We start from the raw sequence: 11,393 nt of genomic DNA, 5'->3' as shown, positions 1-11,393 counted from the left end.
GCCACGCGTGCCTCGGAGGCCCTTGCGGGCGGGGATGACGCGCTTGTGGGGCGGCCCGCCGGGTTGGAGGCATTGAAATTGTCGACCTTTCCAGGCTCTTTTGCCGGGACGGCCTTTGCCCGGCTGTCATCGGGAACGTCTTGGTCTATCGGGACAACCACATGACCAATACCTTCGCGAAGTCACTGGGACCGGACCTCGCCGTCGCCTTACGCCTGGGGTAGGTGTCTGTTGCGGTTCCGGCAATCCCACAGACGGCGGCGGGGCCCGCTGACAGCCAGACTTCAATAGCGGCCAGGGATTTCGACGGCGGGACTGATGACCCAGGCGCAGGCTTTGGTTAGGATCAAGGTTCCACGCTCAGTCGTTTGAGGCCTTGGCGCCCGCCGTGCCCCCGGGAGCGCCAAGGAGGCAGAGAGGCCACCATGGACGTCACACAGGCTGCTGAATATCCGCTCGATCCCTTTCCCCACTACGAACAAATGCGTGCAGCCGCTCCTGTCTTCCAGGACGGCCGATCGGGGAGCTGGCACGTATTCCGGTATGACGATGTTCAGCGGGTGCTGTCCGAGCACGCTACGTTCTCATCCCGCATGGGCGGTGAAAATCCGTCCGGCTCCGGCCAGCTCTTCGCCTCAAGCCTCATCACCGCCGATCCCCCGAGGCACCGGCAGCTGCGCTCCCTGGTGACACAGGCTTTCACGCCAAAGGGCGTTGACGCGCTGGCTCCACGTATCGCCGGCCTCACGGACGAACTCCTGGAGGGGATCGCGGCCCGCGGGAGCGGCGACCTGATCAAGGAATTGGCGTACCCGCTGCCGGTCATCGTGATTTCCGAGCTCATGGGCATCCCGGCGGAGGACCGCGAGCGTTTCAAGCAATGGTCCGACGTGATTGTCAGCCAAACCCGCACTGGCCCGGCCAGCGACGGGCAGGACGCAACCGCCTCAGAGATGATCGAATACTTCCTGGCCCTCATCGACCAACGCAGGAGCCGCCCCGGCAGGGACCTGATCAGCAGCCTGCTGTCTGCCGAGATTGACGGCCAAAAGCTCACGGTCCCTGAACTGCTCGGCTTCTGCAGCCTGCTGCTCGTCGCCGGCAATGAGACCACCACCAACCTGATCGGCAACGCCGTTCTATGTTTGTCCGAGTCGCCGGGCTCTCTCGAGCGTGTCCTTAAGGAGCCGGCCCTGCTTCCCCAAACCCTCGAAGAGGTACTGCGGTTCCGGTCGCCGGTCCAGTCCATGTACCGGGTGACGGTGGCGGAGACGATTTTGGGCGATCAGCGAATCCCGGCCGGGGCACCGGTTGTTGCCTGGATCGGGTCCGCCAACCGCGACGGGCAGCAATTCGAGCGGCCGGCGGAGTTCGACATTGACCGCAACCCCAACCGTCATCTGGCGTTCGGCCACGGCATCCACTTTTGCCTCGGCGCGCCCCTTGCCCGGCTGGAGGCCAGGATTGCGCTGGAGGCACTGCTGGCCCGCTTGCCTGGGCTCTCCTTGGCTCATGAAGCGCAACTGGAGCGGATGGAAAGCACCATCGTTTACGGACTGAAGGCACTTCCCGTCAGGTGGCAGCCTGCCTGACGCACGGACGGCCGAGTCCACGGGGAGACCCCGTATGCACCTGAAGCCGGCACTGCGACCGCCAGCCGCCCGGCATCATTCGGGGGTGCCCGTTTCTGCGGCGTAAGCGGTCGCCTGGGCCCGCACCTGACGGATGTAGGCATCGGACTGGTTGTAGGAGTGGATGGCGTCTGCCCACCCCTGCGGGGTTGTGAGGTCCCGGCCGTGGGCGCACAAATATGTGGCCGCGCTGAGGGCGGCGTCGTCGATGTTGGACGGGTCCGCTGTTCCGTCCCCGTTCCCGTCCCTTCCTGCAAGCCGCCACGTGGAGGGAATGAACTGCATCGGCCCCACCGCGTGGTCCCACCGGGCGTCGTCGTCAAGGGCGCCGCCATCCGTATCTACGATGGCGGCGAATCCATCGCCGTTAAGGCTTGGTCCCACGATGGGCCCGCTCGCATGGCCGTTGCTGTCCAGGCGGCCGCCGCCATAGGTTCCATGGGCTGATTCGACGAAGCCGACAGCAGCCAGAGTATTCCAGCCGATTCGACACATCGGGGTGGCGTCATTGGCCGTGGCGGCGGCACCAACGTAGGCCCGCAGGGCCCGGGCAGGGATACCGGTCTGGGTGGAAGCCTCCAGCAGCCACTGGGCGTCCGGGCTGCGTGTTACGTTGACGGCGGTGTCGATGCCGGCGGGGCCGAGTGCGAAAGTTGCCCCTGCCCGCGGCGGTGCGGAAAAGGCCACCCGGGCGTCCGCGCCCGGCTGCCGGATGAGCCAGAAGGAGACAGCAGTGCTGATGCAAACGACAAACAGGCTGAAAACAACAAAGCGTTTTACACGGAGCACTGACTAATCAAACCATCAACCGCGAGGGCTGAAGGACGAGCCGGTTCCCAACCCACCATGCAGCGCCCGGGAACATCGTCGGATCCATCTTCTTCAGCACGCAGTATCGGTACCATCAGGCATGGGCAGGAAGAACTACCTCATCGAAGGCGGCTCAGGAACCGGCAAGACCGCTGTCTGCGACGAGTTGCGCCGGCGCGGTTATCACGCAATCAACGGTGACCGCGAACTGGCCTATCAAGGCGATCCTGAGACCGGTGAACCACTCGCCGGCATCACCGGCGTCTCCGTGCACCATCACCATCTCTGGAGGGTGGACGACGTGAAGGCCCTCACCGAAGACCGGCGGGAGGCGGTGACGTTCTTCTGCGGCGGATCCAGGAATCTCTCAAAGTTCATTGAGCTTTTTGACGCGGTGTTCGTTCTTGAGGTGGACCTCGAAACGCTTCGCCGGCGGCTTGATGCGCGCCCAAAGGACGAGTGGGGAGGGCGCCAGGCTGAACGGAAGCTCATAGAACGCCTTCACGGAACACGGGAAGAAATCCCGTCCGGTGCCATTGCGATCGACGCTACTGCACCACTCCAGAGCGTGGTGGATGACATCCTCCACAGGACCGGAACAGGTTCCGGGAGCTAAGCAGGCGGTTTACGAAACCTGCGCGCGATGGTTGTCTGCAAGGACGGCAAGGTCGCGGATCAGGCGCTGTACCTCATGTTCCCGCCTGCTGGAACGCGAGGTCTGTTGAACCGTGCTGGGTCTTGCCAAGGGCCCCACAGGTGGAGCGGGCACCGGCCGCGTCACCGTATGTTCGTCCTTGGCGGCCGGCGGATTGCTTGTGCTCATGCGGCCCCCCTTGGCCTGGTCAATTGGGGGACTGTCCCCCAAGTCGTAGCTGTACGGCCACTTTAGGAAGCCCTGCGGCCACGGGGAAGATATTTTGTCCACTACAGGGATTTATTGTTTCAATCTTGAGCTTGGCTTCATTGTCGGCTGTCGACCAAGAACCCCCACGGCCTCCCGCCGCGAAGGTGCTGCCAGTGACCGGACCATTGCCTTGAACCGCGGCCATGGCGACCATGGAAAGGTGGGAATGAAGGACAGGCAGCGTGGTCTTGCTTTCACCCTTTGCTTGCCGATTGTGGCCTGGGGAACCGCCGGCTGCGCGTATGAGTACAAAGAGACTGTGCAGAGTCCCATGGCGAGCCCGTCCCCAGTCGCTGATTCCCCTGCCCCCTACGTTGACCCGCTCGTCCTGGAGCGCGAGGTGGGAAACTATGCTGAGCTGGACCGGCTTCTTAAGGCAGTACCCGGGCCTGCGCTCCTTTTCGAGGAGGGACCCCTGGATGGCCCCGTCAGGGGTTTGGCACGATGGCGAAGGTGCCGGCGGCTGGGCTGTACACCGTCACCGTAGCCTGCGTGGGTGGTTCCGGCGCTGTGGTCTCCGTGGGGCAGGAACATCCCGGCGCCCCCTTTCAGCCGGTGGAGCTGTGCCTGAAGTGCGCAGGGGCCACGTCCAGGGTCCTCCCACTTGAGCAGGGGTACGTTTTTGCGCATCTGGTGCTGCCCGTTCCGGGCGATACGCCGTGGACAGGGGCGGTGGGCGGAGTACGTGTCACCGGTCCCGGCGCGTCATCGTTGGGACCGTCACCGGATTCTTTGTTGGACTCCTCCAAAATCGAGTCGCCCAGGGAGAACTAGCGTCTGCTGTGAGGCATATTCCATGTAGACGCAAAGGACCAATTAATGACCATCCAGGCAAACCTTCCCAGCGCCGGCAGCACCGGGACCACCGCGGGCGGAGGCTACGCAATCCTGGAAACCGCCCGCCGGCAGGTTCTCGGGGACGGCATCGGCCTGAACCAGGCCCAGCTCGAAGAGGTCCTCCGGCTCCCGGATGAGGCACTTCCAAGCGCCCTTGAATTGGCCCACCAGGTACGGCTCCGCCACTGCGGGGAGGAAGTGGAGGTAGAGGGCATTATCTCCATCAAGACCGGCGGCTGCCCGGAGGACTGCCATTTCTGCAGCCAGTCCGGTCTCTTTGACTCCCCCGTCCGTGGCGTGTGGCTGGATATCCCGGAACTGGTCAAGGCCGCCAAGGAGACAGCCGCCACCGGGGCCACGGAGTTCTGCATCGTCGCTGCCGTCCGGGGGCCCGACATCAAGTTGATGAACCAGATCAAGTTCGCCATCGACCGCATCACCCAGGAAGTGGACATCAACATCGCCTGCTCGCTGGGCATGCTGACGCAGCGCCAAGTGGACCAGCTCAAGGAGTGGGGGTGCACCGCTACAACCACAACCTGGAAACGGCACGCAGCTACTTCCCCGAAGTCGTCACCACCCACACCTATGAGGAACGGCTGCAGACCTGCGCCATGGTCAAGGACGCCGGCATGGAACTGTGCTGCGGCGCCCTTATCGGAATGGGTGAAAGCCTGGAGCAGAGGGCTGAACTGGCCGCCCAGCTCGCAGCCCTGGAACCCCACGAAGTGCCGCTCAACTTCCTCAATCCCCGGCCTGGAACTCCGCTGGAGAACCAAGGCATCATGGACGGCAAGGACGCCCTCCGCGCCATCGCCGCCTTCCGCCTGGCCATGCCCCGCACCGTTCTTCGGTACGCCGGCGGCCGCGAACTCACCCTCGGCGACCTCGGCACCCGCGATGGCCTGCTCGGGGGCATCAACGCCGTCATCGTGGGCAACTACCTCACCACCCTCGGCCGCCCTGCCACCGCAGACCTGAACCTGCTCGTGGACCTCAACATGCCCATCAAGGAACTTCAGAAAACGCTGTGAAGAGAGCTTTTCCCTCCATGTATTCAGCCGCCGGGAACTTTTGCGGGCACTGCGGCGAGGCGTTCGACGGCGGCAACCACCCGCCGTCGAACGCCCACCAACGCTGCGGCGAACGCATGGCAATGGAACCGCCGCGGTACTGCGCCGCCTGCGGGCGCCGGATGAAAGTACAGGTGACGCCGCTTGGCTGGACAGCGGAGTGTTCCCGGCACGGCGTGGTGGTGGCCTGAGCCGGGGGCTTCGCCCACGTCTATTGACTATGGTGTGGCACCGCGCTATACGTCAACTAAGTCCAGCAGCAGGCCCCGCTTCAGCTCAGCCGGAGGCCGCTGTGACATCACCCCTATCCCCCACCCGCTGCAGGATCCTGCGCGTCAGCAGCCACCCCGGACCCCACCATGGCATGGGACCGCCCGTGGTGCGTCCGGGTACAGAGGCACCACGCCAATGACCCCGTTCTTTACGTGAACCAGCAAACCCCTGCTTCCTGAGGAAGTGCCGCAGTGGACACGATTCCGACAGTGCTCCTTGTCATCGGCGTTGCGTTCGCCTGGATCGGCCTGACCGTCCTCGTGATCGTCCATCTTCGCCGCCGAAGGAACGGATCCACCCTGGTGGCATCAGCGCCGTCTACCACGGTCCACCTTCATGCAAGGCCATGGCACAGCCGCATGCGCCGAAACCGTGCCGCTCCACACCCCCGGAGGGTAAGCCTGCGGCGGGCACGGGGCCGAGGCAATACCCCCCACATCTGATCACTGTCTCGAAAGCAGCGCCGCGCTGGACCCTTGCATACTGAAAGCACCGCCATGGTCCCAGGCACCAAATCGCCTCAAGGAAGCTAAGCCGTGTACCGCCTTCTTCGCTTTGCAGGCCCCGGCAAAGTAGAGATCATCGAGAGCCAGAGCGTTGCCCTCCAGCCCGGAGAGGTTCGGGTCCGCACCCTGTTTTCGGGTATCTCGGCCGGGACCGAGATGACCGCGTACCGGGGCACTAATCCCTACCTGACCTCCGTATGGAATCCCGGGATCCGCCTGTTCCAGCAGGATCTACGTGAACCGCGGCTTGGCTACCCCCTGGACGGGTGGGGATACTCGGAGGTCGGAGAGGTCGTGGAGGTTGCTGCCGTGCCCGACCCGGTCGATGAGGGGAAGGACGCCGGCCGGCCTGTCAAAGTCGGAGACACCGTCTGGGGCATTTGGGGGCACCAGTCCGAGGCTATCCTGCCGGCAAAGACCGTGGCCGGTCACCAACTGCCCGAGGGCATGGACCCGCTCGCTGCCGTATTTGTGCGGGTGGGAGCGATAGCCCTGAACGCCGTCCTGGCAGCTGACCTGGGGGTGGGTTCGACGGTTGCCATTTTTGGCCAGGGCGTCATCGGCCTGCTGGCCACCCGCTTCGCCGTTTGAACGGCGCGACGGTGATCGCAGTTGACGGAACCAGGGTGCGCCAAAACAAGGCACTCGCTTGGGGTGCGGAGGAAGCCTTGGCGCCGGACCCGGATCCCGCAGCCCGGATTCGCGAACTTACCGGCGGCATGGGGTGCGATTGCGCCATTGAACTCAGCGGGAACTACCGCGCCCTCCACGAGGCCACGCGGGCCGTGGGTGCCGATGGCACAGTGGTTGCTGCCGGCTTTTACCAGGGCGGCGCGGCACCACTCCGCCTGGGAGAAGAGTTCCACCACAACCGGGTCCAGATACTCGCCTCGCAAATCGGTTCGGTCCCAAACCGGCTGCGCACCCGGTGGAGCGTTCCCCGCCTGGAACAGACAGTGATCGCTTCGATCGCGTCCGGCGCCCTGGACGCAGCCTCGCTGGTGACCCACCGGTTCGACATCGCAGATGCTGCCAAGGCCTACGAGCTGTTGGATAACAATCCCGAGTCTGCCCTTCAGACAGTTTTGGAGTTCCGATGATCCCGCTCACCGTACAAGAGCAGCACCTGCCCGGTAGCTGCCTGGAGGAGAAATTTGAGAGAGCCGTTGCCTGGGGCTTCGACGGAATTGAGCTCCGCGCCCAAGGCGACCTGGGTTTCCAGAACCGTCTGTCCGAGCTTCGGCGCGCACGGAAGAACGGAGTGGTCATGCCCACCGTATGCGTGGACATGCTTCACTTCATCGGAGACTTTGACGAGGCCCTCCGTCGGGACGCCGTGGTTCAACTTCGATCCCAGCTAAGTGTCATGGCCGAGCTGGGGGCCGGGGCGCCGTAACCCCGGCCTCGTACGGCATGTTTTCAAAACGCCTTCCCCCGTTCATTCCGCCGCGAACCCAGGAGGAGGACACGGCCGTGCTTGTTGATGTTCTCGGTCAACTTGGCGGGCACGCCGCGCGCGAAGGCGTAGAACTCTACCTGGAACCCTTGAACCGGTACGAAGACCACATGGTCAACACACTCGCCCAGGGCGTGGAACTGCTGCGGAAAGTCGGACTCGGTTCGGTCAAGCTTGCCGCAGACACCTATCACATGAACATTGAAGAAGCAGATCCCGCAGCGGCACTGGAGGCAGCGGGCGCTTTCGTCGGCCACGTCCAGGCCAGCGACTCCAATCGACTGGAACCGGGCGCCGGCCACATCGACTGGGCTCCGATCGGCGCCGCCCTCAAGGCCATGGGGTACCAGGGAACAGTGGCCCTCGAGTCCCGGCTTTCCGGTCCCCCCGAACTGGTCCTGCCCCGGGTCCCGGAACTGCTCAGACGCTTCCTCTGAGACGCTGGCCTTTCGGGGGATAATCCATCGGTGGCCGGCGCCTTTGTAGAACGATGCTTTCTTGCCGCCGCTGAACGCCCTCCTACATCCGTCCTGAGGCAAGATCTGCGTCGACATTCGCATCCGCACCGCTCATGTCCTGCGAACTGTCCGAACGCACCGTCTCTTCCTTGGACGCCTGCATTGAGCGCCAGACTGCTGCCCCGGCTGCCAACGCTGCGAGCCCTGCGATCCACCACCACATCCGGAAGGCCGGCTGCCGGGACCTCACCGGGCCGCGTCTCTTGGCTCGTGCGGCCGGTTTCGGGCCAACGCGCTTAAGCTGTCCCTGGACCCGTGGCGTCAGTGTCTCCACACCCCCGGCAAGCTCATCGGCCAACCGGCGCAACAGCGCCTGGAGGCGGGGAGAAGCGGTCTCGATGCCTGCATCCAGCCCGGCCACCGCCCGCTGAAGCGCAGCCTGCACACCAGGCGTGGCCCATTCCCTGCCTCTGGCCAGCTGGCCCATGAGGTTCTCGGAGAGATGATGGACCCGCTCGGTTTCAGTCATTGCAGCTCTGCGCATGGATGCCTCCTTGATGTAATGGATGACGACAGACTAGGGCGCGGAGAAGTGCCCAAACAGGGTCTTTGGAACCAAGACAGGTATCCGGGGCGTCCCGGCGCTCCAGAGGTACAGGGTGCCATGACCAAAGCCCCTACTCCGCCATTGCCTGCGCTATCACGCTGGGAGTTGGGGGTAGCAGCTCCCGGGTCACCGGCGGGCGCGCGTTTGGTCAGGCAGGAGGGTCCCCATGACAACGCAACCACAGCCCGGAGTGCCGCTCGTTTCGGGCGCCGCCGGCAAGGGGTTCTCCTCGTTCACGAGGCGCCATCCCTTGCCTGTTTTCTACCTCCTCGCATTTTTCATCTCCTGGGGCGGAATGGCTGCCATTCTCAGTGCAGGGCACCTAACCGTAACGTGGGCCGCGGCGGCGCTCCCGGCAGGGCCCGCCGCAGCCGGCGTTTCCCTTACCGCCCTTCTATACGGCCGAACAGGGCTTCGGGAACTCGGGACCCGGCTGCGCCAATGGCGGGTGGGCCCCCGGTGGTACCTTTTCGCCCTTCTTACTGGCCCGATCGTCATGGCTACGACGGCGGCCTTGGTCTCGATGATGTTTCCGGGTTACTACGCGGGCACGACCACACTGGAGGGGACAGCGGCCATTATCCTGGGCGGCCTCCTGGTCGGGCTCGCGGTCGGCATCCTGGAAGAGCTTGGCTGGACGGGCTTTGCCCTGCCCAGACTCCGTAGGCGTTACGGCATTCTTTTGACTGGCCTCATCATGGCCCTGCTGTGGGGAACCTGGCACTACCCGATGTTCGCGGACAGCACTGACCCTTCAGGAGCTATACCAAACGCGGTTATCGTGGCGGTGTTCCTGTTTGCCTGGCTGCCCCCATTCCGGGTGCTGATGGTGTGGGTCTACGACCGGACAGGGAGCCTCCCGCTGGCGATGCTCATGCACGCGCCGCTTTCGGCAGGGGCGTTCATCAACTCTTTCATGGCATCAGGTACGGCGACCGGAATGGCGGTCCTGATGCCGGCACTGCTTTGGGGTGCTGCATTCTGGACGATTGTTGCGGTTGTCTTCCTCGTCAAAGCCCGTCGACTTCGGGACGCAAACCCTTAGCGCACCACCTTGCGGTGGCCTGCGTCCAACCGCTGGGTCCACCCCCGCGAATCGAGGTGTTCCAGCAGTGGAACCGCTATCCGGCGCGTCGTTCCGAGGGCTTGGCGCGCCTGGCTGGTGGTAAAGGGCTGCTCCAGGCCGGCGAGGGTTCGCATCGCAAGGGCCGGCGCCGTTGGCAGCAGCACCACGCCGTCACGCAGCCTCAGCAGGCGGCCCGAGCGTTCTGCAGCAGCCAGCTCCCGCGTGCCCAAACCCAGCGCGGCCAGCTCCTCGGATTCCGGGGCCTGGAACGTATCCGTGGTGAGCCTGCGCTCCAGCTCGGCAATTGCCGGTTCGATGGGGCCAAGGTGGCCCCGGCTGCCGGGCAGCCGGATGTGGCCTGCGTCCTGTTCCAGGGCGGCCCCACGGATGACATGGGAAAGCAGCTTCTCGTCGGGCAGGCGAAGCAGGTTGCGGGCTGCCCCCATGGAAAGGCCCGGCGCCAAGGGATCGGATTCCTGCAGCGCCTGGACTGCGCTGCGAAGCTGGTGCTGCCAGGCCTCAAGGACAGGAGCGTGCACCCACCAGTCGTCGATGACCTGCACGCCGGACGGCCCTTCCGGGTCCTGCCCGGACAACAGCCCGAGCCGGCGCAGATGCTCCACCTGCACGGCTTTGCGGGCTGCCACCTCCCCCAGCACGTCACCCGCCGGGTCCATGCCTGCAAGCCGCTGGGCCCAGTGGGCGCCGTCTCCGCGCCGCCGCAAGGCCGGTGGATCGGCGTCGAGGATGCGTGCCCCGCCCAGCACAGAGCGGCTTCCGGGGTCGCGCAGCACCAGCCGGTCGCCCAGGACGAGAGGCAGGTGCCTGTCAAGGACGAGCCTGGCGTGGTCGGCGCCGAAAGGACGCAGCCTGGCCGGCACGGACGCGGTGCCAACATGGACCATGAGCTGCTCCGGCACATCCGTATACGCCACACCGGTGGTCCGTTGGATGCCCACGACGCCGGTGGTGGGCCACGCATCGGGGGTGAGCAGCGCATCACCGCGCCGGATGTCCGTGGCGGAAACGTCGCGCAGGTTGAGGGCCACACGGCTGACTGGCGCCACCGAGGTGTACGAGGTGTCGCGGCTTTGCAGGCCACGGACGACGACGGACCGGGAACCAAGGTGACCAAAGAGGCCCAGCCGGTCCCCCTGGACGATCGTTCCTGCGGCCAGCGTTCCGGTCACCACGGTGCCGGAACCGGTGATCGTGAACGACCGGTCCACCCACAGCCGGACCCGCCCATCTGTGACGGGTTGGGGCACACTGGCCAGGACGCCGTCGAGCGCTGAACGCAGCTCAGCCAGGCCGGTGCCGTCGATGGCGGACACGGCAACGGCCGGGGCATCCCTCAGACCAGTCCCGGCCAGCTCCACCCGGGTGCGTGCCAGGACGTCCGCCACCCGCTGGCTGGACGCCCGGTCCGCGCGGCTGAGGACCACCACACCGTGCTCGATGCCCAGCGCCGCCACGGCGTCCCGGTGGTCACTCGACTGGGCCTGCCAGCCTTCGTCGGCGGCGACGACGAAACACACCACCGGCGCGGGTCCGATGCCGGCAAGCATGTTGCCCAGGAAACGCTCGTGGCCGGGGACGTCGACGAACGCAACATCCTGCCCGGACGGCAACGTGGTCCAGGCGTAACCCAGGTCGATGGTCAGCCCGCGGCGCCGTTCTTCTTCCCAGCGGTCCGGCTCCATGCCGGTAAGGGCGCGGACAAGGGTGCTCTTGCCGGAATCGACGTGACCGGCCGTGGCAACGACGTGCAC

At 65.3% G+C, this 11,393-nt stretch carries 12 protein-coding genes and 1 pseudogene; 10 read left to right on the top strand and 3 right to left on the bottom strand.

The window, feature by feature from the left end; all coding sequences use genetic code 11:
* The first annotated feature begins 71 nt into the window (after positions 1-71).
* Positions 72-224, top strand: coding sequence for an SGNH hydrolase domain-containing protein (locus tag OUO20_RS06200; protein ID WP_326498090.1), 153 nt, complete (start codon positions 72-74; stop codon positions 222-224).
* Positions 225-425: 201 nt separating this feature from the next.
* Positions 426-1,592, top strand: a complete 1,167-nt coding sequence (locus OUO20_RS06195) for a cytochrome P450 (protein ID WP_268003098.1) — start codon at positions 426-428, stop codon at positions 1,590-1,592.
* A gap of 75 nt (positions 1,593-1,667) precedes the next feature.
* On the opposite strand, the gene OUO20_RS06190 is transcribed toward OUO20_RS06195, so the two are convergent.
* Positions 1,668-2,420 carry a lytic transglycosylase domain-containing protein gene (locus OUO20_RS06190; RefSeq protein WP_268003097.1) on the bottom strand — a complete coding sequence of 251 codons (753 nt, stop codon included), beginning with the start codon at positions 2,418-2,420 and terminating at the stop codon, positions 1,668-1,670.
* A 121-nt stretch (positions 2,421-2,541) separates the two neighbouring features.
* On the opposite strand from OUO20_RS06190, the gene OUO20_RS06185 reads away from it, so the two are divergent.
* From OUO20_RS06185 to OUO20_RS06155, 7 genes and pseudogenes are all read left to right on the top strand, one after another.
* Positions 2,542-3,057: a hypothetical protein gene (locus OUO20_RS06185; RefSeq protein ID WP_018771013.1), complete on the top strand. Its 516-nt coding sequence runs from the start codon at positions 2,542-2,544 to the stop codon at positions 3,055-3,057.
* Positions 3,058-4,164: 1,107 nt separating this feature from the next.
* Positions 4,165-5,216: pseudogene (gene bioB, locus OUO20_RS06180) on the top strand (biotin synthase BioB).
* On the top strand, positions 5,213-5,446 hold the full coding sequence (gene bsaP / locus OUO20_RS06175) for a biotin synthase auxiliary protein BsaP (protein ID WP_268003096.1): 234 nt from the start codon (positions 5,213-5,215) through the stop codon (positions 5,444-5,446). The pseudogene bioB and the gene bsaP overlap by 4 nt, the downstream one beginning before the upstream one ends.
* A 618-nt stretch (positions 5,447-6,064) precedes the next feature.
* Positions 6,065-6,625 (top strand): hypothetical protein, encoded by a 561-nt coding sequence (locus OUO20_RS06170; RefSeq protein WP_268003095.1) that lies wholly within the window; start codon positions 6,065-6,067, stop codon positions 6,623-6,625.
* Positions 6,626-6,636: 11 nt separating this feature from the next.
* Positions 6,637-7,134, top strand: coding sequence for a zinc-binding dehydrogenase (locus OUO20_RS06165; protein WP_268003094.1), 498 nt, complete (start codon positions 6,637-6,639; stop codon positions 7,132-7,134).
* A complete protein-coding gene (locus OUO20_RS06160; RefSeq protein ID WP_268003093.1) occupies positions 7,131-7,430 on the top strand; it encodes a hypothetical protein in 300 nt (99 codons plus the stop codon). Before OUO20_RS06165 ends, OUO20_RS06160 begins: the two co-directional genes overlap by 4 nt.
* Before the next feature lie 77 nt (positions 7,431-7,507).
* A complete protein-coding gene (locus OUO20_RS06155; protein WP_268003092.1) occupies positions 7,508-7,927 on the top strand; it encodes a sugar phosphate isomerase/epimerase family protein in 420 nt (139 codons plus the stop codon).
* An 82-nt stretch (positions 7,928-8,009) separates the two neighbouring features.
* Here OUO20_RS06155 and OUO20_RS06150 read toward each other — a convergent pair whose 3' ends face one another.
* The gene (locus OUO20_RS06150; RefSeq protein ID WP_268003091.1) at positions 8,010-8,492 is read right to left on the bottom strand and encodes a hypothetical protein; all 483 of its coding nucleotides are present in this window, start codon (positions 8,490-8,492) and stop codon (positions 8,010-8,012) included.
* A 586-nt stretch (positions 8,493-9,078) separates the two neighbouring features.
* Here OUO20_RS06150 and OUO20_RS06145 point away from each other — a divergent pair.
* A complete protein-coding gene (locus tag OUO20_RS06145; RefSeq protein ID WP_268003396.1) occupies positions 9,079-9,600 on the top strand; it encodes a CPBP family intramembrane glutamic endopeptidase in 522 nt (173 codons plus the stop codon).
* Here OUO20_RS06145 and selB read toward each other — a convergent pair.
* On the bottom strand, positions 9,597-11,393 hold the full coding sequence (gene selB, locus OUO20_RS06140; RefSeq protein ID WP_268003090.1) for a selenocysteine-specific translation elongation factor: 1,797 nt from the start codon (positions 11,391-11,393) through the stop codon (positions 9,597-9,599). The two genes, OUO20_RS06145 and selB, sit on opposite strands and share 4 nt — an antisense overlap.

This window comes from Arthrobacter sp. FX8, from assembly GCF_026723805.1.
Lineage (GTDB): Bacteria > Actinomycetota > Actinomycetes > Actinomycetales > Micrococcaceae > Arthrobacter.
Note: the sequence above shows the minus strand (reverse complement) of the source record. Positions and strands in the feature narration are given on the sequence as shown.

Bases quoted from the DNA above. Each gene is read 5' to 3' on its own strand.
- OUO20_RS06185 (WP_018771013.1), top strand. From the start codon at position 2,542: ATGGGCAGGAAGAACTACCTCATCGAAGGCGGCTCAGGAACCGGCAAG.
- OUO20_RS06145 (WP_268003396.1), top strand. From the start codon at position 9,079: ATGATGTTTCCGGGTTACTACGCGGGCACGACCACACTGGAGGGGACA.
- OUO20_RS06195 (WP_268003098.1), top strand. From the start codon at position 426: ATGGACGTCACACAGGCTGCTGAATATCCGCTCGATCCCTTTCCCCAC.
- OUO20_RS06150 (WP_268003091.1), bottom strand. From the start codon at position 8,492: ATGCGCAGAGCTGCAATGACTGAAACCGAGCGGGTCCATCATCTCTCC.
- OUO20_RS06160 (WP_268003093.1), top strand. From the start codon at position 7,131: ATGATCCCGCTCACCGTACAAGAGCAGCACCTGCCCGGTAGCTGCCTG.